Source organism: Enterococcus sp. C53 (assembly GCF_040887425.1).
Lineage (GTDB): Bacteria > Bacillota > Bacilli > Lactobacillales > Enterococcaceae > Enterococcus_B > Enterococcus_B hirae.
On the sequence record NZ_JBFOFT010000007.1, the window covers coordinates 14,123 to 35,287 of the forward strand.

Here is a 21,165-nt window from a genome sequence, read left to right on the forward strand (position 1 = left end):
GTATTGACCAAATAATTTGTTCTCCTTGATTCTAACAGTCTAGTTCTCAGCAAACAATTATTTATACTCGGAATAACCTGATTCTCTCCAATCGATTCGCTGTTCGATAAATGAGAAAACAACCGTCCAATATTTGGTGGGATCTTTCACGGCTGCTTCTAAATGTTGAGCTTCTGGGATCAGAAAAAGATCATTTTCACCAGCTGTCGCATTTTGGATCGTATAAGCGGCACTGACTGGAACGAACTGATCCTCTTCCCCATGAATGATCAATACTGGCAGATGGTTACTGCCCAACTGACGGGTTGCTGACGCCTGTTTCAAAGAATAACCAGCATATTTCTTTGCATAGCGATTTGCATGGCGCATGATCATCTTTTTAGGAAGAAAGGTTAGTTTGCTCAACATGTAGCGAAACTCCGCATAGACGGAAACAAACCCGCTATCCAGGATAAACCCTCGAACTGCAGGAGGTAGTTTTTCCCCACTAGCCATCATGATAGCAGAGGCACCCATTGAACTCCCATGTAAAATAATGTTAGCATCTGGCTGCATCTGTAAAATATAGTTGATCCAGATAATCAAGTCTAAACGATCCAACCACCCCATCCCGATAATTTCTCCTTCACTCTTGCCGTGAGCACGCAAATCAGGAATCAAGACGTTAAACCCTGCTTCTGCATATTTCTTTCCAATATAAGACATATCTGTTTTCCCATCACTTCGATAGTCATGGACACAAACAACCCATTTTTTGTTGGGAGAGGAACTTTGAAAGATTCGTCCTAATAGTTTTAACCCATCATGACTTTTGACTTCGATTTCTTTGCCTTTATTCCAAAAGCCCTCAGCTTCTGTTTCCGCAAGTTGCCGTTGCTTTTCCACGATCGTAAAAGCCGATGGGTCCATCAACTGATGACCAGTTTTCTCATACCAATCATATCCTCTTTGTAAACCCGATTGAATTAATTTTTGCGCATAGTAAGAAGAAAGTCCACGATAAATGACTGCGCCTAAAATGAGAACTATAAGAATAAGATACATGACAATCACTTATCTTCCCCGCTTTCCATAAATATTTTTTCTATTATCAATCTGTATAGCCTTCTATTCCATTGTACCATTTTCTAAAAAAACTGCTCAAGTTTTCACCCTAGGCTTCATTGAAATTTAAAACCGATCAAATAGGAATAAAAAATAAGATAACATTTACATTTTATTTAAAAGCCAGTATACTGATTCCGTGCATTTTAATCAAGGAGTATCCTTGGACTGGTTCGGAAACTTCCCAGAATAAAAAACTAAGTATCTCTACAGAAAGGAGATTGGAAATAATGCGAAAAGTAATTATTGACTGCGATCCTGGAATCGATGACACTTTAGCATTGATGTTAGCCATCAAGTCCCCCGAAATCGAGGTGGTTGCGATCACGACGGTCTGCGGTAATGTACCTGTGACGATCGGTAGCCAAAATGTTTTCAAATGTTTGAAACGTTGCGGACGCTTAGACATCCCCGTCTATCAAGGGCAAACACAACCGTTGAAACAGCCGTTTATTAGCGCACAAGACACTCATGGGATGGACGGATTAGGCGAGACAAACTTTGCTCAAGTACAAGAAAAACAAATAGAAGAAAAATCAGCAGTCGATTTTTTGGCGGAATACTTTTCTAAAGAAACAAACACCTCGATCATTGCACTTGGCCCTTTGACCAATATTGCTCGTGCTTTGATGAAAAATCTACATTTAGGGAAACATTTCGAGCGATTTATTTCAATGGGTGGCACCTACAAAAGCCACGGAAACTGTTCACCAGTTGCTGAGTACAATTATTGGTGCGATCCTGATGCAGCTGCCTTTGTGTTTGAAAATTTAGGGAACACGATTGAAATGGTCGGTTTAGATGTTACGAGAGAAATCGTTTTGACACCTACCTTATTAGAATATTGTTGTCAGCTCAATCCTGAAGAAGGAGAATTTCTAAAAGCGATCACTCGTTTTTATTTCGATTTTCACTGGCAACAAGAAAGAATCCTAGGGTGCGTCATCAATGATCCTCTGGCCGTTGCCTACTTTATCGACGAAAGCATTTGTCAGGGATTTACTAGTTATACCGCTGTTGAAACGCAAGGAATCAGCCGTGGGCAAACACTAGTCGATCGCTTTGATTTTTGGCAAAAAGCACCAAACAGCACCATTATGACAGAAGTTGATACTCATCTATTTTTTCGGAAGTTTTTGACCGTTCTTTTAAATGCACAAGAAGAAACGATTAAAAAAGATCTGGAAAAATTAAAGATGGGATGAAAAACATGCGCAAAAAAAGAATCACCACACAGACGATTACGATCGTCGCTTTATGTATCGGAATCAATTATATCGGCGGAACCATTGCATTATGGCTACGATTACCGATCTATCTTGATTCGATCGGTACCATATTCGCTGGGACTTTGTTAGGTCCGGTATTTGGGTTACTCACTGGCTTAGCCAGCGGGGTATTAAGTGGTGTTACCACCGATATCTTCTCGTTGTATTATTCACCTGTTCAAATGGTAACAGGTTTACTTGCTGGAGTGATTTTCCATCAACGATTCACTCGAAGTAAGAACCGCTGGACCTTAGTTTTCTGGGCGCTTGTCTTATCACTGCCTGGAACCATCCTTTCTTCCCTAATCACTGTAAAACTCTTTGGGGGAGTCACTTCTTCTGGTTCAAGCATGATCGTTCAGTTCCTCCATGGAATTGGGTTCAATCAAACAATGAGCGTGATTCTCGTTCAAGCGGGTACCGATTACCTCGACCGCCTGCTCTCAGTAGTCGTCGTCACCCTTGTCGTCTTGGCATTGCCGAAAAGGGTTGTGAACAGAGCGATTTGAGCTGCGTAGTTGTGATGAGCTGGAGTAAATACACGTGCGAATAGAAGTCGGTTACTTCAATTAGTAAATCAAAAAAAAACGCAAAACATGAAAATTTGTTTTGCTTTTTTTTGATTTAATTGAAGGATCTACTTTGTACTTTTTTGTACTTTGAACCAAAATAGGCTGTTATGCTAAATAAGACAAGATGATTGCTTGATATGTGTCAATCATATCCAAGTAATTATCGATTTCTACATATTCGTCTATTTGATGAGGCAAGTTTACGACTCCGGGACCGAATACCACAAAATCGAAGGAGTGAGCGGATTTAGTAAATTCAGCTGCATCTGTCGTTGCTGCTGCACCTACTAGGGGCAATGGTTGCTTGAACTGTTTTTGAATATGGTGGATCAACAAAGAATCAGGATTTGCTTTCACAGGAATCTTATTGTAGTCGATCGTCAATTCTAAGTGATAGTTCGTTCCTTCATTCAATTCATCCACGATCTTTTGCAATAAATCAATGATTTGATCGTTTGGAAATTCAGGGATTGAGCGGATATTTCCTTGTAATTGCGCCTGACTTGGAATACTGTTGACTTGATTTCCTCCGTTGATCACTGTAACGTTATGAATCGTTTTTCCTAACGCTGAATTTTGGAAATCATTCGCTAAAGCATCCATTTGCTCGTTTGCACGCGTAATAAATTCATTTAAATGGTTGATCGCATTGTAGCCTTCTTGAGGCATTGAGCTGTGAGCTTCTTTACCATGAGAAACAACGGTATAGTTAATTGAACCCATGTGAGTATACATCAAATGGTAATTGGTAGGTTCCCCAATGATCAGTCCGTCTAAATCGTCGACATAACCTGCTTTTGTCAGTTGTTCACTACCTAATTCTCCGACTTCTTCCCCTACTGTCGCTAATAATTTGATTGTCCCATTAAACGGTTTGCCAGACTCTTTCAATTCAATCATCGCAATCACCATAGCGGCTAGCCCGCTTTTCATATCGGTAGCACCACGACCATACAAACGATTGCCTTTTATTTCTGCTGCAAAAGGCGGATAGGTCCAATTCGATTCGTCTCCTGCAGACACAACATCCATGTGACCAGACAAACCTAATACTCTTCCTTGACCATTGTGATACGTCGCCACCAAGTTATCACGCCCCTCAGTGTGAGAAATGATTTCTCCTTGGATTCCATGTTGATTCAATAATTGATTTAAGTAGGCGGCTACTTCCCCTTCGTTCCCATTCACTGACTTGATTCGGATCAGTTCTTGTAAAATAGCTATTTTTTCTTCATTTCCCATCCTGTCCCACACTCCTACTGTTTCTTTCTATTTTACTGAAACAGTGTGTCATTTTCAATCATTCATCCATTCTCAGTCGATTAGCTAGCAGCAGCCATTGACACTCCTATGTCTAAAGACATCGAAGCACCCCAAAATAGAAGGAGCTATTTCGGGATGCTTCGGCAATTCGTTATTGAGCTGTTGTAGATCGAAAACAGTTTTCAATGAACCGCTCCGTTTTATCATAACAAGTTTTTGATTCTGGCAATGTATAATTAAATTGATATTCATGACTGATTTCTTTTTTCTGGTCTTTATAAAATAGTTCGTCTACAGGAACGTCTAACTCTTTTAATTTATTTGCGAAAGCAATCCCTTGATCTTGAAATGAATATGTATTTCCATCTGTGATATACGTAGGCGGAAAGTCTTTTGAAACTTGATCAACTAAACTGGCTTGATATAAGCGTTCGTCTGTTTGCCAATCTTTCGTTCCAATCAAAGACCAAGCTACCGTTTTAACGAAGAAATGCATCAATCGATCACTCGATTGCTGTTTTGCTGTTTGTTGCAAGTCAACTGGCCCACAGTAAGAAATGGCCCCTTTGATCGCCGATGGATCGATTATTTGGTTCATCTTCATTTCTTTTGCATACTGCTGATTTGTTTGGATAGTGACATACTGTAAGGCAATCTGAGCGCCTGCACTGTCACCACCAAAAATCAGCTTCGAAAGATCCAACTTCTGATTGTTCTCTTTTTTTAATTGTTGGACTAATTCATTGACTTGGACTACTTGATTGGGATACTGAGAACTAGGTGCCGGCTCATAGTTCATAGCAACAACTGCGATGTGCGCATCTGAAGCTAATTTTGTTGCAAATTCTTTTACTCCTACTTTATCTCCACTCACATAACCTCCACCGTGAACCCAGATCAACGTTGGCAATGGTGCTTCACTATCTTTAGGAGAATAGATATCATAGTTGTTTTTTTTTGAATTGCGACTGATAAGAACGATCGGCGAGCAAACTAGTGGTTGCTTTTGCTTGTTCATACGTTTCTTTATCTGTGATCGTTACAGCGTCGCTAAACAGATGTCGGATCACATAAGCACCTGGTCTTGGCGAAACTTGAAAAGCGATCACGACCAGTAAAATGATACTTAGGATCAAAATACCAAACCATTTTAATCCCTTAAAGATTTTTTCTTTCATTCACTTTCCCCATTATTCTGTTTTTTGCTTTTATCGTAATATTTTAGCAATAATTAAATCGTTTGTAAACGTGACAAAAAACGATTATGTAATTCAGTTTTTGTTAGGATAATCTCTAAATTTTTTTCTGCAAAAAAAGACCTTTCTCCTATCTTCAAGATAAGAGAAAGGTACTTTTTAATAACTTAAGAATGAAGTAGACCAGCGCAGCTACATAATCGACGCTCCGCTATCCGTCGTACTTACTTGATCGTCCTAAAATTATTTGTTTTTTAAGTTGTAGAAAGATTTCAAACCTTTGTATTCAGCAACTTCGCCTAATTGGTCTTCGATACGTAGTAATTGGTTGTATTTAGCAATACGGTCAGTACGTGATAGAGAACCAGTTTTGATTTGACCAGCGTTTGTTGCAACAGCAATATCAGAGATTGTTGAATCTTCTGTTTCACCTGAACGGTGAGAAACAACTGCTGTGTAGCCAGCTTCTTTAGCCATTTCGATTGCTTCAAAAGTTTCTGTCAAAGTACCGATTTGGTTAACTTTGATTAGGATTGAGTTAGCGATTCCTTTTTCAATACCTTCAGATAATTTTTGAGTGTTTGTTACGAACAAGTCGTCACCAACTAATTGAACTTTGTCGCCTAATACGTCAGTTAATTTCTTGAATCCGTCCCAGTCGTTTTCGTCTAATCCGTCTTCGATTGAGATGATTGGATATTTAGAAACTAATTCTTCGTAGAATTTGATCATTTCGTCAGTTGTTTTTTCGCCTTCGCCTGAATCAGCTAATACGTAAACACCTTTTTCTTTGTCGTAGAATTCTGAAGAAGCAGCATCCATAGCAAGAACAACGTCTTTACCAGGTACATAGCCAGCTTTTTCGATTGCTTCGATGATTACTTCAAAACCTTCTTCGTTTGAACCAAGGTTAGGAGCGAATCCACCTTCGTCACCAACAGAAGTAGCTAATCCACGAGATTTCAAGATTGCTGCTAATGCGTGGAATACTTCAGCACCCATACGTAGAGCTTCTTTGAATGTTGGAGCGCCAACAGGCATGATCATGAATTCTTGGAAGTCGATTGAGTTATCCGCATGTGATCCACCGTTGATGATGTTCATCATTGGAGTTGGTAAAACTTTTGTATTGAATCCGCCTAGGTAGTGGTATAAAGGTACTTCTAGGTAGTCAGCAGCTGCACGAGCAACAGCGATAGATACACCTAAAATTGCGTTCGCACCTAATTTACCTTTGTTAGGAGTTCCGTCTAAAGCGATCATAGCTTTATCGATTGCCATTTGGTCACGTACATCGTAGCCAATGATTGCTTCAGCAATGATGTTGTTTACGTTGTCAACAGCTTTAGTTACACCTTTACCGCCATAACGAGCTTTGTCTCCATCACGTAATTCAACGGCTTCGTATTCACCAGTTGAAGCACCTGAAGGAACCATTCCACGGCCAAAAGCTCCGCTTTCTGTGTATACTTCTACTTCGATTGTTGGGTTACCGCGTGAGTCTAAGATCTCGCGAGCGTAAACATCAGTAATAATTGACATGTTTTGTCTCTCCTTTGAGTTTGTTTTTTCCTAAGGGATTTCCCTCATATACGATTTTAGTTAATTTTAGGCGTTAGTGCAAACATTTCTTGCATTTTTCGCAAATTTTCACTAATTATTTTACAGCGTCTAATAATGCTAAGAATGAATCAGCTTGTAAGCTTGCGCCACCAACTAATGCTCCGTCAACATTTTCTTTCGCCATATATTCAGCAATGTTTTCTGGTTTTACAGAACCACCGTATTGGATACGTACTGCATCAGATACTTCCTTGCCGTATAATTTTTCAACTGTTTGACGTACAACGCCACAGATTTCGTCAGCAATTTGTGCATCAGCTGATTTACCAGTACCGATTGCCCAAATTGGTTCGTAAGCAATAACCATGTTGCTTACTTGGCCATCTGTCAATCCTTCAAGACCAGCAGTGATTTGTCCTTCGATCCATTCAGCTGTTTTTCCAGCTTCGTAAGTTTCTAAAGATTCACCACAGCAAAGAATTGGGATCATGCCGTTTGCAAAGATAGCTTTCGCTTTTTTGTTGATGTCTTCATCTGTTTCATGGAAGTATTCACGACGTTCTGAATGTCCGATGATCACATAGTCCACACCTAAGTCTGCTAAAGCAGCTGGTGAAGTTTCACCTGTGAATGCACCTGAGTTTTCCCAGTAGCAGTTTTGTGCTGAGATTTTTAATTCTGTTCCTTCAGCTGAAGCCATTAGTTCTTGTAAGAACAAAGCAGGTGATCCGATAACAGAATCAACTTTTTCATTTGAAGGGATGTTGTTTTTTACTGCTTCAGCAAATTCTTTTGCTTCAGATGCAGTTTTGTTCATTTTCCAGTTACCAGCGATAATTGGTTTACGCATGACAGTATGCACTCCTTTAAAATTATGAGTCGTGGAACTCTCCTCCACGTATAAAAAGAAAAAGCTGCTTTTTGGTTAAGTTTATTTGAGTTTGAATCAATTCACCGTTGCAAAAAGCAGCTGTCTTCATCTAAATCAGATACAACGAACGATGCTTATTTATCGTTGATTGCAGCTAAACCAGGTAGTTCTTTACCTTCTAGTAATTCTAAGCTTGCGCCGCCACCTGTTGAGATATGTGTGAATTTGTCAGCAAAACCTAATTGTTCTGCAGCTGCTGCTGAGTCACCACCACCGATGATTGTTGTTGCATCTTCAAGGTTAGCGATTGCTTCACAAACACCGATTGTACCTTTAGCAAAGTTACTCATTTCGAACACACCCATTGGTCCGTTCCAAACAACTGTTTTTGCACCTTGTAATGTATCAGCAAATAATTTCACTGACGCAGGGCCGATGTCTAAAGCCATCAATCCTTCAGGGATATCGCCTTCGATTACTTGTGTTTCGACATCGTTTGAGAACTCTGGAGCACAAACGTTATCGATTGGCAAGACTAATTTGTCGCCAGCTTTTTCGATCAATTCTTTTGCTAATTCAACTTTATCAGCTTCTACTAAAGAGTTACCGATTTTGATTCCTTTAGCTTCGTAGAATGTGTAAGTCATTCCGCCACCGATCAAGATTTTGTCTGCTTTAGGAATCAAGTTTTCGATTACACCGATTTTATCAGAAACTTTTGCGCCACCTAAGATTGCGATCATAGGGCGTTTTGGTTCTTCAACGGCTTCACCGATAAATTTGATTTCTTTTTCCATCAAGAATCCAGCAACTGTTGGGATACCAGTTGAAGCAATTCCGACGTTTGAAGCATGCGCACGGTGAGCTGTACCGAAAGCATCATTGACAAATACATCACCTAATGAAGCCCAGTATTTACCTAGGTCTGCATCATTTTTGCTTTCTTTTTTGCCATCAATGTCTTCAAAACGAGTGTTTTCAAAAACAACCACGTCGCCATCTTTCATGCCATTGATTGCTGCTTCTAATTCTGCACCACGAGTTTCAGGAACGAAAGTTACTTCTTTTCCTAATAGTTCGCCTAAACGTTTTGCAACTGGAGCTAAAGATTTACCTTCTTTATCTTCTTCCGTTTTTACACGTCCTAAGTGAGAGAAAAGAATTGCTTTTCCGCCTTGTTCTAATACGTAGTTGATTGTTGGTAATGCTGCTTTGATACGTGTGTCATCTGTGATCACGCCATCTTTCAAAGGAACATTAAAGTCAACACGGACAAGAACTTTTTTATCTTTTAAATCAATATCTTTCACTGTTTTCTTAGCCATTTTATTTCCTCCTAAATAAACTTACTATCAAAAAAAGCGGAAGAAGCGCGATTGCTTCCCCGCTTTTAAGTGTACATGCTTATAAATTACACTTGTACGTTTGGTCTATCTTATAAGTTAGCGAAGTATTCTAAAGTACGTACTAATTGTGCAGTGTAAGACATTTCGTTGTCATACCAAGCAACAGTTTTAACTAATTGTTTGTCGCCAACAGTCATTACTTTAGTTTGTGTAGCGTCAAATAATGAACCGAAAGTCATACCAACGATATCAGAAGAAACGATTTCGTCTGTGTTGTATCCGTAAGATTCGTTTGAAGCTTCTTTCATTGCTGCGTTGATTTCGTCAACAGTTACTTCTTTTTCAAGAACTGTAACTAATTCAGTTAATGAACCTGTTGGTACAGGAACACGTTGAGCAGCTCCGTCTAATTTACCGTTCAATTCAGGGATTACTAAACCGATAGCTTTAGCAGCACCTGTTGAGTTAGGAACGATGTTTGCAGCAGCAGCGCGTGCACGGCGGAAGTCACCTTTAGGATGAGGTCCGTCTAGAGTCATTTGGTCACCTGTGTAAGCGTGGATAGTTGTCATTAATCCTTCAACAACACCAAATTTGTCGTTTAATGTTTTAGCCATAGGAGCTAAACAGTTAGTAGTACATGAAGCACCTGAGATAACTGTTTCTTTACCAGTTAATGTTTCGTGGTTTGTGTTATAAACGATTGTTGGAACGTCATTTCCACCAGGAGCTGAGATAACAACACGTTTAGCACCAGCTGTTAAATGTTTTTCAGCAGCTGCTTTTGAAGTGAAGAAACCAGTACATTCTAGAACGATGTCAACACCTAGTTCGCCCCAAGGTAATTCTTCAGGGTTACGGTTAGCTAAAACTTTAACTTCTTTTCCGTTAACGTTGAATGAACCTTCGTGAACTTCAACTGTTCCGTTGAAACGTCCTTGAGTTGTGTCATATTTTAACAAGTGTGCTAACATTTTAGCATCTGTTAAGTCGTTGATTGCTACTACTTCGATTCCATCTACATCTTGGATACGACGGAATGCTAGACGTCCGATACGTCCAAAACCATTAATACCTACTTTAACTGTCATTTAAGATTTCCTCCTTATGAAAATCAAAAAAATATTTATTTTAAAGGGATACCCCTTTTAAAATCTCTTTTGCTGCAGCTTCATCAGTGATGAGCCACGTTTGTTTTGGTGCATTTTTCATATAGGCGCGAATCGCTTTTGCTTTTGACTTTCCCCCAGCAATCGCAAGAATGATGGGTACATTTGCCAAATCTTTCAATTCGATTCCGATGCGAGGAACTTTATATACGACTTCGCCATTTTCATTGAAAAAATAGCCGAAAGATTCCGCCACCGCATTCGCCTGTTTCAGCATGACTAATTCCTTTTCAGTCATTTTTCGACGTGCTGCCATATGGAGTGCGCGTCCAATACTATGAATAACACAATTTGCCTGACTAATCAAGTTTAACACTTCTTGAATAGAGGGTTCATTGAGCAAGGAATTGTACGTTGCTAAACTTAATTGTTCTGGAACATACAATGCACGATGATTTCCACTTGCTTTTGTAGCCATTCTAGCACTTACGGAATTGGCTTGTACAGTCACAGCCTCTCCGATACCACCACGAGCTGGCACAAATAGATTATGTCGCTGATTGTTTTCCAAATTTGTCAGTTGTTCAGCTACTACAGCCATCGTTGTCCCCCCCATTACAGCAATGATATTATTGCCCTCCGGTAGTAACAAATCTAAAGCTTCATTTAATGCTTCACCAAAAGCATCCGCCACTTTAGGCTGTTCTTCACTGTTTCCTGATACCACGATACAACGTTGATTCCCAAAATACTCAGCCAGTTTTTTTTCTGTCTGATGCATTCCTAAAAGTTGATCCATGAAGTTCTCAAGGCTTTGATAAACTTCTTCTCCTTTTTTGGTCAAAGTCATACCGCTTTTAGAGGTGTTGATCAAATCTAACTGTTTCAATAGATCTGTTTCTGTTCGTAATACGCGTTCTGTGATGCCCATACTCTCTGATAAACTACGACGACCTATTGGCTGCATCCAATAAATATTACGTAAAATTTTATATCTTTCCTGTAAAACCTCGATAATATCCGGTGCAACAGATTCAATCATTTTCAATTCATCAAGCATAGCGATCTCCTTAGTTGGACGATATTTGTCCAATGTAGACTCAAAACGACCCATGTACGATAAAAAAAGAAAAGCGACTTTCCTACTACTAAGTATTTAAAAGGAAAATCTCAACCTCACGAATGTAAGTCTAACAGTTTTACCCGTTTTTTTCAATAAAAAAAGACTAGAAAAAACTTTTCATTTTTTTCTAGTCGAGATTCACATTATCTATCATAACGTTTTCTTTTCGATGAACTTGGGATTCCCAGCAGGTCACGATATTTTGCAACCGTCCTTCTTGAAATCAATATTTCATCTTTTTTTAATAATTCTACGATCTTTTGATCAGAAAGTGGTTTGATTTTGTCTTCTTGATCCACAAGTTCTTGGATTTTCTTTTGTGCAGTATCAGCTGAGAGATCGGTCTCAGTATCTGTCCCACTTTGCTGTAGTCTAGTTGTAAAGAATTTCTTAAGCTCGAAAACCCCAAATTCAGTTTCCAGGTATTTTCCATTGACGGCACGGCTGACAGTGGATTCATGTACTTCCAACTCTTTTGCCACTTCTTTTAATGTCAGCGGTTTAATTGGTCTTTCTTTATTTGTGAAAAAGGCTTGTTGATGGGAAACAATGATTTGAGCCACCCGTAAAATCGTATCCCCTCGTTGTAGAATCGTTTTTTTCAACCAGTCAAATTCTTGTTTCCGTTCTTTCAAGTAAGCTTGCGTTTCTTTGTCTGCTCTTTTAAGCATCTGATTAAAATAATGTTCTTGGAAACGAACGTCTGGTTGATTTCCTCGTCTAGAGAGGACAGACACTTTTTGGTCCTTATCAACCATCACTTTGACATCAGGAATGATATATAGTTCACTGCTTCGATCAAAAATTCGGCCAGGGCTTGGGCTAAGTGTTTGGATGTAATCAAAGATTCGTTGTACTTCACTAAGTTCGATTGAAAAGCGTTGAGCGATCTCTTTCCATTTGCGATCAACCAGCAACTCAAAACACTCTTCCAAAACGATATACGCTAACTCTGGTGCAAAGTCATCTCTTTCCGTTTGTAACATCAAACACTCTTGTAAACTTCGTGCCCCCACACCTGCTGGTTCAAGTTGTTGGACCAGCGTCAGTGCATCAAGGATCTCAATCGAAGTTGCATTTGTTTGTTCTTGTGCCTCTTTTAAATCAATCGTCAAAAATCCATTTAAATCAATGTACTCGACTAAATAAAGAACTAACTGACGTAAGAAGGTCTGCCGATAGTTCAAATGGATCTGTTCGATCAATGATTCAAATAAGGAAACACTGGTATCGGGAATTTGATTTAAGTAGTTGGTTTCTTCATTATCATTGGCTGATCTGATCTTCTGATAGTCAGATTGCCATTCTGGTTCCACTACTTCTATCAATGGATTTTCTAATGCTTGATTTTCAACAAATGCCAAGAGCTCTTCACTGTTATATTGCAATACCTGGATGGACTGTTGCAGATGTTGTGTCATGGCTAATTTTTGTGTTTGCTGTTGTTTTTGTGAAAAGTTTTGTTGAAATTTCATTTTTTTGTCCATTCCCCTTGTAATTTTTTTTTAGTTTCGTTACAATTGTGTCTGTACTTGCGTCCTTAGTGTAGTGGATATCACGTAAGATTCCGGTTCTTGAGACGGGGGTTCGATTCCCTCAGGACGCGTCTATTGCTATCTTAGCATATTTGGGAATGTTTTGCTTTCTAAATTTAAAAGATAAAAAGCTGATCCGCATGTATGGATCAGCTTTTTTCGTTATTTTTTGTGTAAACTAAGTTTTACGAGCCACCCATATCTCTCCCATCACTTTTCTTTAACCATTCACTATTATTCAGCAATGGTTAGCGATCGCTGTCCACTTCCTTACCCGCCTGCAAATCAAAAAGTGATTCGGTTTTCACTATAACTGTATTGGTAATGGCTCCCGGCATCCTTTGTAGTAAACCTTAGATCTAGCGCACTGTCTACACCACTCGTTGATCCGTTTTTCCATGAAGTCGTGCCTTGATTAAAGAAGTCACCATTCACGATATAATAGATACGATTGGCTTCTTCTAAGTTGACATAGACAGTTCCGGAAAAGGCTTTTGCCACTTTCTGGTCTTCTCTAACCAAATTTATTGCTACTATTCGTTTAATCGCTCTAAAATGACCACTTTCACTCGTTTCACAATAAAACCGCATCGTTGGCTTGTACGTCTTATTCACCGTCACAGTATGCGACAGTACACGAAAGGTTGCTCTATTTCGAGTAACTGTGTGAACAATCTTGTCCGAAGATTCGAGTTTTTGCCTTGCTTTTGTTGATGAAAGCTGAAGATCATTTGTGAGTTGCTCAATCATTTGATCATAAGTCATTACTTTGGAAAATGTTGCATGTGTTCCTACATTAGACTTGCTTGTAGTTGCCGCTATTTCTTGGGGATGAGAAACCAACAATAGAAGTATAGAGCTAACAAACAAGCTCATGAGTATCTTTACTTTGTTCATACATCACCACTTTTCTTCAATTAAGAATAAATCGCTTACAATAAATAGTTTATTGGACGATCCATTGAGATTCAAGTCTATTTTTCACTCTACTTTTTAATAAAGAGAAGGAATAAATCAATAAAGAGAAGGAGCAAGTTGGCAAACGATGAAATTCAGTTAGCTAATTGATTGAATCTTTCTACCCAAACATTGATCAAAGCCTTACGTGTTGCTCATCTCCCCTGATCCTGCTTGTGGCAAACTATTCTTTGCAACCTTCTTCACACAAAAAGCCAATCAAAACATACGTAATGATTGGCTTTTTTCCGTCATCTATCGAAACAGCTTTTCAACTTAAGAAAAGTCATTATGCTCCGTTTATTCACTTTTGATTCAAAAGATCATTTCTTGTTCTGAGGAAGTTCGTTCTTCTCCTTTCGCTAACTGTGTCACGATTGTTGCCATATTTTTATAGGATTGATTTAGTCCGATCCCACCTTTTTTTGGCATTTTAACGATGGGGATCACTTGCTGATATTTTGCTACAGCAGGATTTTCAACAGACATTGCAGCGACAGCAGGAGTGCCTTCTTTGTTAAAAGCTTCGACTAACCCGCCTGCCATCTCTCCAAAATTAGGATAATGCATAGCTGGTCCACATAATATCGCATCTGCTCCAAACTTTTTGGCGAATCCGATAAATTTTTGTTTGACTTCTTCTGGATGACTTGAATAGTAACGATCACCGCAGTATAAAGTAGCAATAATCTCTGCCTTTTTTTCTTTAAACAATGGCGCTAATGTTTCTCCCGGTCCTAGAGCTGTTTTTTTTCCACCTGGAGGTAATTGTGCTTGTTCGTCACTTCCCATACCTGCGGTCACATGGTTGAGGATCAAAATGATTTTTTTCATGCTCCTACTCCTTTTTATAAGGTATCAAAATCAAAGTCATCAAAATTGATTTCTTCTGCTGTTGATTCTTCTGCCTCAAGCTCTTCTTTCAGATATTGATTGTCTAACACTTTGATGAATGGATAATAAACTGCCATTCCTAATAAAATAAGTAATCCCTGAAGGACAGAAGCTTGCCAACCGCTGACTAAAAAGCCTGAAATGATCGGTGGCGTTGTCCATGGAAGTTGAATCCCATTGGTGTAAGCAACTAACCCTAGATCCATACAAAAATAAGCAATAATGATATTGATCGTCGGTACTAAAGCAAATGGGATCAAAATGATTGGATTTAATACGATCGGTAAACCAAAGATGATCGGTTCATTGATCCCGAAAATTCCTGGTACAAGCGATAATTGTGAAAGTTTTTTCACTCGCTGACTTTTACATACAAGAATCATAATCAAAATCAATGATAAGGTAGAACCGCCCCCACCAAATGTTGCAAACATATCTTGAAATTGACCTGTAATGATATTAGGAATTTCATGTCCGTCTTTAAACGCATTTAGATTTTCAATCGATAAAGCACGAAGAACTGGATTGAAAACTGCACCTACGACACTTGAACCGTTGATTCCGAAAAACCAGAAAAAATGTAAAAATAAGTACGCAATGATCATAGCACCTAAGGTATTCCCTAAACTTAACAATGGTGTTTGTAAGAATTTAAACAGGATTTCTTGTAAATTCCCATATGTGGTTAAACTCGCTACCCAATTCGCCACCATAAAGAACGTTAAGATGACGAAACTTGGAATCAATGCTTCAAACGATTTAACAACAGTAGGCGGCACGCCATCTGGCATTTTGATTGTCCACCCTGTACGAATCAAGGCAACGAACATACGAGTCGCTACTAAAGCAACTACCATACCTAAAAATAAACCACTTGATCCCATCCAACGTAAAGGAAGACTTCCGACTTCAAATACTTCAGTCGAACCTTCTGGCGTAAATAATGTGGTAAAAGGCGTTACGATAAAGAATGAAACTAAAGAAATAATTGCTGCTTGCATCGCATCCACTTTAAATTGCTTTGCTAAACTATAACCGATGCCCCCAACTGCTAAAATCGTCATAATATCAAAACTGGCAGTGGCAGGCTTATTCAACATGACTGCCCAATTTTCCCCTAAAAATCCAGCCATCCATTCATTCCAATTTGGTATTGGAAAGTTGGTCAATACTAGAAACAATGACCCCACGATCAATAACGGTGTAGAAAGTAAAAAGCCATCTCGTATAGCAATCAAATATTTATTTTCTCCAACCGTTTTTGCCATTGGTGTCAAAACTTTTTCTAACCAATTCAAAAATTTTTGCATCTTTTTTCCCCCGATCTTTTTGTTGACTCCGACTGTTTCCGTTTACAAAAACTCATTTTCTACTTTCTTTGATCATTTTCAGGACATCTTTCATCGCACGTTCGCCATCCATCATGCCATATGCTTCTGTGGCAATTGTGCCTACAGGAATGCCTAACGGCTCAAACGTTTTTTTCATTTTGTCACTTAAATGACGAACTTGTGGTCCTAATAAGATAGCTACCGGTTTCTCTTGTTCAACTTTTTCCTCTGCATGGATTGCTGGGAACGCATGGATTTCTAGTGGCATCTGATGTTTTGTGACTACTTCCATCATTTTATTGACCATAATACTTGTTGACATACCTGCTTCACAGAATAAATAGATTTTTTTTGTTGTCATTTTTTTCTCCTCCTTATATATACATATGCTGATTATCAGCTAAATGACTTCGATACTGGGATCAAACTGGGGCTTTGATGCGTTTTTCATAAGCATCCAGCCATTCTTTGGTGATTGGTTCAATGATCGTTGTCTGATCAACTCCTGGATTAGCTAAGTAGATAGCTGGTTGCTCCTTTTCAGTTGCAACAGTAAACGTAAATTCGACATTGGTCGCAACTCCCCATTCACCTGCTTTATTCATAGCAACTAATGAAAAAGCACCTGCTTTGCCATACCGTTCTTTTAATAAATCAGTAAAAGAATACACAGCTTGATCACAGGCTTTTTGTGGAGTAACTCCTTCTCCCATCAAGCGAACAATTTCATAAGCTAGACAGCCTTTCATTAGATCTTCTCCTAGACCAGTTGCTGTCGCACCACCGATTTGACTGTCGACGTAAAAACCAGAACCTGATAAAGGGGAATCTCCCACACGACCTTGCTTTTTCATAAATAATCCAGAACTAGACGTTCCTGCAGCCATGCCAGTGTGTTGATCCAAAGAAACTACGCCCACCGTATCATGTCCGTCATAGGGGCTTAGATTCGTTTTCGCCACTTCTGCCACTCGTTTTTGCCAAATTTTTTTAGCTCTTGGCGTTAGCATGTTTTTCCGTTCGAATCCTGCTAGCATTGCATATTCAGTGGCTCCTTGTCCTACGCGAAAACTATTGAATTTTTCATTACTTAATTTTCTGGCAACTGATATTGGATTCGCAATATCTACGATCCCAGCCACTGCCCCAATTTTGAACGTATCCCCATCCATAAAAGCCGCATCCATTTCTACAATGCCTCGTTCGTTTGGCAAGCCACCATAGCCAACTGATTTATAAAATGGATAGTCTTCTACACATTTGATTGACGTTTCCACAGCATCTCCGCATGTTCCTTCCTGTTCTAATAATTCTTTGGCAGCTAACACACCATCATGTGCCATACGCCACGTTGCGATAATTCCCCACATGTTTACTCCTCCTATATATAGCGCTTACATCTATTTTATTTAGTATATACTATTATGTCTATACTAAAAAGAGACTTTTCTTAAAATCTAATTGATTTATAAGAGAAGTCTCTGATAATCTTTTTTTTTAAAAATATATAACTGTTTATTCGATCAATGCTTGAATGCTTCGCAGGTATATCTCTAAATTCATACGCAGATCTGTTACTTCCATATACTCGTTTTTGTTATGCGCAATCCCTTTTTGCCCTGGAAAAGAGGGACCAAACGCTAATACATTAGGAATCTTTCTGGCATAAGTAGCACCCGTTGTCGTCACTGGTGTAGGGTCGTTCCCAGTAATCTCGCCATAAATTTGAGATAGTTTTTTGATTTCAGGCGAATCTTTTTTCTGACAGATCCCTGGAATACTGCGATTGATTGTAAAAGTCGCTTTCTCGGGCAACTGTTTAGCCAACCCACTCACGACTTCCTCTTCTGTGACTGAAACAGGGTAACGAAAAGCAACTTCTAAATCTAACCCGTTAGTGTTTTTTTGCAAATTCACAGGTGTAAGAATCAACCTGCCTGAATCTTCATCAGACAAAGCAAGCTCGATTCCTTCTCCATAATGTTTATTGTGGAAAGCTTGCCAGATCCAATCAAAATAAGCTCGTATTTGTTCTGGAACAGCTGAATCTGCTTTGATTTTTTCGGCAAGCAGCGTAATCGCATTCTCTCCTAATTCTGGGGCATTACTTGGAGAACGTTTTCCTTCCACATCAAATTTTTTCGCATTAATCGACACACTCAGCTGGTCTGGCACATGATCTCGATATTGATCCCCTGCAAAATCACTGATTTGAATAACTTCTTCTTTAACTAATGGGAAATGAATCGTTAGGTTGACTACTCCTCTTTCTCCGTAAACAACTGGATATTTACAATCTGGCGTAAAACCAAATGATGGCGGAACTTCAGCCTGTAAATAATGCGCCACATCAGACATCCCACTTTCTTCGTCAGTCCCAAAAATAATGCGGATCGTTTTTTTAGGAACCGCTCCCATTTTTTTCAACAGGATCAGAGCATAAAAACAACTAATGATCGGCCCTTTATTATCTAAAATCCCTCGTCCATAAAAGCGTCCATCTTTTTCGCTTAAATCAAAGGGTGGAAAATCCCATCCCGATCCTGCTGGAACCACATCTAAATGACCAATGATCCCAATATAGTCCTCATCATCTTCTCCCCATTGGACGTACCCGATCGCATCATCAATCACTTTGGTCTTAAACCCTACTTCTTTTCCTTTTTTAAGTACAAGGTCCAACACTTCTCGAGGTGCTTTCCCAAACGGAGCATGATCTTCCGGCTCCCCTTTCACACTTGGTACTTTCATAACTGTTTGAAGAAATTCAAGAAATTCCTCCCAATGTTCATCAATCATCGACTTGCGTTTTTTCAATTTATTCACTCCTTTTTTGACGAATCAACGTATTTTTAAATGTATATTTATCTGCACGATAATACGAGCAGTCATATAAGATTGGTTTGGCTGCTGGCGAATATGTCATTGAATGGACAAACAACATCGGTTCATCCACAGCTACTTGCAAGAGTTTTGCCACGTCAGCCGTCGCTTTCACTGCTTCGATTTCTTGGTGGGAATAAGCAATTTCAACGTTTTTTTCGATCACTTGATAGAGTGACCCACTTAATTCTTCTTGAGAGACTTCTCCCAGATAACGTTTTAAAATATAAAGATTTTCAACCGTCATTGGTTCGTCATCAAAATAACGTAATCGTCTCAAATGAACGATTGGCTCAGAAATCGATTCACCAAAAGCTTGTTTAACATTCGTTGGTAGTTGTTCAGTAACTTCGCATTCTAAGACTTGCGTTTTTGTCTTTTTCCCTTGGATTCGAGCAGTTTCGGTAAAGCTTTGCAGTCCTCCAGAGCCACTTTGGATCTTAGGTTGTTTCATGACATACGTGCCTTTACTTTTTTCTTTGATCAACTTATTTTGGCTGATCAATAATTCGATTGCTTTACGAACAGTTAAACGACTACATTGAAACTCGTCTGCTAAATCATATTCTGAAGGTAATTTTTGACTAGAAACGTAAATTCCTTCCATGATTCGCTTCTCAATTTCATTCGCAATTTCTTGAAATTTTGGTTGTTTTTTCACGAGATTCCTCCTAAAATATTCTCCAAACTTTCTGCTAGCTTTATTTATTAGCAGAACCAACAATAATGAGAAAATATTTTTATCCAACAATAAGTATATACTAAAAAGTATATACTTTCACATCATTTACGATATTTGCACAAAAAATTCTAGGACGAAATTTGGATAGTTCTCTAAAATAAAAGGGACTGAAACAAAACTTGCTTCAGTCTCTTCTAGTATCTCTAAAAACGAATAAATGATGTTCAAAGAGCTGACCTCTTGTTCACGGTGAGAAAAAAGTAGCATCTTCAAAAAATTTGTCGAAATTGACCAAAAATTTGTGAAGCACCAAGTAGGTAACAATCAACAGCAAAAACCAGTGTTTGCGTTTTTTGTCAATTTTCGGAAATTCCTTCTTATTTCTTGATGCGAAATACTTTTGTCTCAATCTCTCTTAAACAGCTATTTATCCAACAATGGCTGTCCTAGACATTTTGTATATATTATAACCATGTATAATTGAACTATTTGAAGTATTTTTCCAAAATCAAATCAACTCTTATGATAGCGCAAAGGATCAGTTATTTATTTTTTAGGTTGAGCTTACTCATTTAAGTAATCTGGAGAAGCTAAAAGTGAACGTGTCACTTCTTTAGGTATCACAAAGGTTGGTGTGCCCATATAGCCAGGTGCGATCGAAAATTGATCGTAAACTAAGACTAGCTCGTGATTTTTATTGATATAAAAAGATGTGTCTTTAGTAACTAATGGCGTTTTTTTGATTAGTCCATCTTTAAAATCATCATCTGTCCAATAATACTGATCAGGGTTTTCTTTGCTATTTTTTTGCATTTGCTCTTTGACTTCATTTGTCAAAACGGAAAGATACTGATCATCTTTGAATAAAAGTGGTAAAGATAGGACTACTCCGCTTTTTTTATCAATCGTATCATAACGCTTTTCCGTATAGCTGTCTGCGGCAGTTTGTGTCATCTTTCGTTCAATCACTAAAAAACGCGGATCATCCAACAGTTTCTGATAATCTCCCGTAACTTGAAAATGATTTGTTTTAAAGTCTTGGTACTGTACTTTTGCTTTTTCAAAGTTTTCTTGTCCTTCACGAAAATACTTTTTGTTCAGTCCAGCAATCGTCTGACTATTTTCTTTATCTTTTGTACTGATTTGCGGCACTCGGATCTCGATTGTTTCATCAGACAGTGTTTTCCCTAAAATTAATTTCACGACTGGGCCAATCAAGGGTAAATCTTCAGCAAAACTACGAATTTGATTGTTAAAAAAAATACTGCTGAACATCATCGCAATAATAGCAAAAGATAGAATAAGTCCTTTCACTTGTTTTTTTCGTTTCACTCGCTGGTTAAACCTTTGTTCTTCTAGTGAGTAGCGCTTGATCATCTCATTTTTGATACCATGAGGGATTTCTTGTTGTTGATAGACTTGTTTCAGTTGTTCTAGTTCCTTCTGAGCTGAATACATCCGTCTTTCT

At 38.6% G+C, this 21,165-nt stretch carries 18 protein-coding genes, 1 tRNA gene, 1 pseudogene and 1 riboswitch; of the genes and pseudogenes, 3 read left to right on the top strand and 17 right to left on the bottom strand.

The features are described from left to right. Positions 1-57 precede the first annotated feature (57 nt). Positions 58-1,053, bottom strand: coding sequence for an alpha/beta hydrolase (locus tag AB3I42_RS09610; RefSeq protein WP_010718606.1), 996 nt, complete (start codon positions 1,051-1,053; stop codon positions 58-60). A gap of 213 nt (positions 1,054-1,266) precedes the next feature. Beyond that, positions 1,267-1,311: riboswitch (PreQ1 riboswitch) on the top strand. 23 nt (positions 1,312-1,334) lie between these two features. On the opposite strand from AB3I42_RS09610, the gene AB3I42_RS09615 reads away from it, so the two are divergent. Both AB3I42_RS09615 and AB3I42_RS09620 read left to right on the top strand, forming a co-directional pair. Beyond that, a complete protein-coding gene (locus AB3I42_RS09615) occupies positions 1,335-2,309 on the top strand; it encodes a nucleoside hydrolase (RefSeq protein ID WP_181914356.1) in 975 nt (324 codons plus the stop codon). A 5-nt stretch (positions 2,310-2,314) separates the two neighbouring features. Further along, positions 2,315-2,881 (top strand): ECF transporter S component, encoded by a 567-nt coding sequence (locus AB3I42_RS09620; RefSeq protein WP_010737992.1) that lies wholly within the window; start codon positions 2,315-2,317, stop codon positions 2,879-2,881. A gap of 168 nt (positions 2,882-3,049) precedes the next feature. Here the strand turns inward: AB3I42_RS09620 and AB3I42_RS09625 are convergent, their stop codons facing one another. From AB3I42_RS09625 to rpoN, 8 genes and pseudogenes are all read right to left on the bottom strand, one after another. Beyond that, positions 3,050-4,186 (bottom strand): ArgE/DapE family deacylase, encoded by a 1,137-nt coding sequence (locus tag AB3I42_RS09625; protein ID WP_368022463.1) that lies wholly within the window; start codon positions 4,184-4,186, stop codon positions 3,050-3,052. 172 nt (positions 4,187-4,358) lie between these two features. Continuing rightward, positions 4,359-5,385: pseudogene (locus AB3I42_RS09630) on the bottom strand (alpha/beta hydrolase). Positions 5,386-5,646: 261 nt separating this feature from the next. Then, positions 5,647-6,945: a phosphopyruvate hydratase gene (gene eno, locus AB3I42_RS09635; RefSeq protein ID WP_010718611.1), complete on the bottom strand. Its 1,299-nt coding sequence runs from the start codon at positions 6,943-6,945 to the stop codon at positions 5,647-5,649. A 115-nt stretch (positions 6,946-7,060) separates the two neighbouring features. Further along, positions 7,061-7,816, bottom strand: coding sequence for a triose-phosphate isomerase (gene tpiA, locus AB3I42_RS09640; RefSeq protein ID WP_010718612.1), 756 nt, complete (start codon positions 7,814-7,816; stop codon positions 7,061-7,063). Positions 7,817-7,971: 155 nt separating this feature from the next. Beyond that, positions 7,972-9,162 carry a phosphoglycerate kinase gene (gene pgk / locus AB3I42_RS09645; protein ID WP_010718613.1) on the bottom strand — a complete coding sequence of 397 codons (1,191 nt, stop codon included), beginning with the start codon at positions 9,160-9,162 and terminating at the stop codon, positions 7,972-7,974. Positions 9,163-9,272: 110 nt separating this feature from the next. After that, positions 9,273-10,274 (bottom strand): type I glyceraldehyde-3-phosphate dehydrogenase, encoded by a 1,002-nt coding sequence (gene gap, locus AB3I42_RS09650; protein ID WP_010718614.1) that lies wholly within the window; start codon positions 10,272-10,274, stop codon positions 9,273-9,275. Positions 10,275-10,314: 40 nt separating this feature from the next. Further along, positions 10,315-11,406, bottom strand: a complete 1,092-nt coding sequence (locus tag AB3I42_RS09655) for a sugar-binding transcriptional regulator (RefSeq protein ID WP_172595671.1) — start codon at positions 11,404-11,406, stop codon at positions 10,315-10,317. Between the two features lie 152 nt (positions 11,407-11,558). Next, on the bottom strand, positions 11,559-12,890 hold the full coding sequence (rpoN, locus tag AB3I42_RS09660; RefSeq protein ID WP_010718616.1) for an RNA polymerase factor sigma-54: 1,332 nt from the start codon (positions 12,888-12,890) through the stop codon (positions 11,559-11,561). Between the two features lie 59 nt (positions 12,891-12,949). Here rpoN and AB3I42_RS09665 point away from each other — a divergent pair. Further along, positions 12,950-13,021, top strand: a tRNA-Arg gene (locus AB3I42_RS09665). Positions 13,022-13,235: 214 nt separating this feature from the next. On the opposite strand, the gene AB3I42_RS09670 is transcribed toward AB3I42_RS09665, so the two are convergent. From AB3I42_RS09670 to AB3I42_RS09705, 8 genes are all read right to left on the bottom strand, one after another. Next, a complete protein-coding gene (locus AB3I42_RS09670; protein ID WP_081123229.1) occupies positions 13,236-13,847 on the bottom strand; it encodes a hypothetical protein in 612 nt (203 codons plus the stop codon). 375 nt (positions 13,848-14,222) lie between these two features. After that, complete coding sequence (locus tag AB3I42_RS09675) at positions 14,223-14,741, bottom strand: GrdB-related putative oxidoreductase (protein ID WP_131773398.1); 519 nt, start codon at positions 14,739-14,741, stop codon at positions 14,223-14,225. Positions 14,742-14,755: 14 nt separating this feature from the next. Then, positions 14,756-16,111 (bottom strand): PTS cellobiose transporter subunit IIC, encoded by a 1,356-nt coding sequence (celB, locus tag AB3I42_RS09680; protein WP_010738000.1) that lies wholly within the window; start codon positions 16,109-16,111, stop codon positions 14,756-14,758. Between the two features lie 52 nt (positions 16,112-16,163). Next, positions 16,164-16,493 (bottom strand): PTS sugar transporter subunit IIB, encoded by a 330-nt coding sequence (locus AB3I42_RS09685; protein ID WP_181914355.1) that lies wholly within the window; start codon positions 16,491-16,493, stop codon positions 16,164-16,166. Positions 16,494-16,554: 61 nt separating this feature from the next. After that, a complete protein-coding gene (locus AB3I42_RS09690; RefSeq protein WP_034699124.1) occupies positions 16,555-17,502 on the bottom strand; it encodes a N(4)-(beta-N-acetylglucosaminyl)-L-asparaginase in 948 nt (315 codons plus the stop codon). A 145-nt stretch (positions 17,503-17,647) separates the two neighbouring features. Further along, positions 17,648-18,949 carry a Sapep family Mn(2+)-dependent dipeptidase gene (locus AB3I42_RS09695; RefSeq protein WP_081115184.1) on the bottom strand — a complete coding sequence of 434 codons (1,302 nt, stop codon included), beginning with the start codon at positions 18,947-18,949 and terminating at the stop codon, positions 17,648-17,650. 1 nt (position 18,950) lies between these two features. Then, positions 18,951-19,676, bottom strand: coding sequence for a GntR family transcriptional regulator, LSA1692 subfamily (locus AB3I42_RS09700; protein WP_010738003.1), 726 nt, complete (start codon positions 19,674-19,676; stop codon positions 18,951-18,953). Positions 19,677-20,261: 585 nt separating this feature from the next. Then, the gene (locus tag AB3I42_RS09705; protein ID WP_010738004.1) at positions 20,262-21,155 is read right to left on the bottom strand and encodes an RsiV family protein; all 894 of its coding nucleotides are present in this window, start codon (positions 21,153-21,155) and stop codon (positions 20,262-20,264) included. Between the last annotated feature and the right edge of the window lie 10 nt (positions 21,156-21,165).

Bases quoted from the DNA above. Each gene is read 5' to 3' on its own strand.
- AB3I42_RS09615 (WP_181914356.1), top strand. From the start codon at position 1,335: ATGCGAAAAGTAATTATTGACTGCGATCCTGGAATCGATGACACTTTA.
- AB3I42_RS09620 (WP_010737992.1), top strand. From the start codon at position 2,315: ATGCGCAAAAAAAGAATCACCACACAGACGATTACGATCGTCGCTTTA.
- AB3I42_RS09625 (WP_368022463.1), bottom strand. From the start codon at position 4,186: ATGGGAAATGAAGAAAAAATAGCTATTTTACAAGAACTGATCCGAATC.
- eno (WP_010718611.1), bottom strand. From the start codon at position 6,945: ATGTCAATTATTACTGATGTTTACGCTCGCGAGATCTTAGACTCACGC.
- tpiA (WP_010718612.1), bottom strand. From the start codon at position 7,816: ATGCGTAAACCAATTATCGCTGGTAACTGGAAAATGAACAAAACTGCA.
- pgk (WP_010718613.1), bottom strand. From the start codon at position 9,162: ATGGCTAAGAAAACAGTGAAAGATATTGATTTAAAAGATAAAAAAGTT.
- gap (WP_010718614.1), bottom strand. From the start codon at position 10,274: ATGACAGTTAAAGTAGGTATTAATGGTTTTGGACGTATCGGACGTCTA.
- AB3I42_RS09655 (WP_172595671.1), bottom strand. From the start codon at position 11,406: ATGGGTCGTTTTGAGTCTACATTGGACAAATATCGTCCAACTAAGGAG.
- rpoN (WP_010718616.1), bottom strand. From the start codon at position 12,890: ATGAAATTTCAACAAAACTTTTCACAAAAACAACAGCAAACACAAAAA.
- AB3I42_RS09670 (WP_081123229.1), bottom strand. From the start codon at position 13,847: ATGAACAAAGTAAAGATACTCATGAGCTTGTTTGTTAGCTCTATACTT.
- AB3I42_RS09675 (WP_131773398.1), bottom strand. From the start codon at position 14,741: ATGAAAAAAATCATTTTGATCCTCAACCATGTGACCGCAGGTATGGGA.
- celB (WP_010738000.1), bottom strand. From the start codon at position 16,111: ATGCAAAAATTTTTGAATTGGTTAGAAAAAGTTTTGACACCAATGGCA.
- AB3I42_RS09685 (WP_181914355.1), bottom strand. From the start codon at position 16,493: ATGACAACAAAAAAAATCTATTTATTCTGTGAAGCAGGTATGTCAACA.
- AB3I42_RS09690 (WP_034699124.1), bottom strand. From the start codon at position 17,502: ATGTGGGGAATTATCGCAACGTGGCGTATGGCACATGATGGTGTGTTA.
- AB3I42_RS09705 (WP_010738004.1), bottom strand. From the start codon at position 21,155: ATGTATTCAGCTCAGAAGGAACTAGAACAACTGAAACAAGTCTATCAA.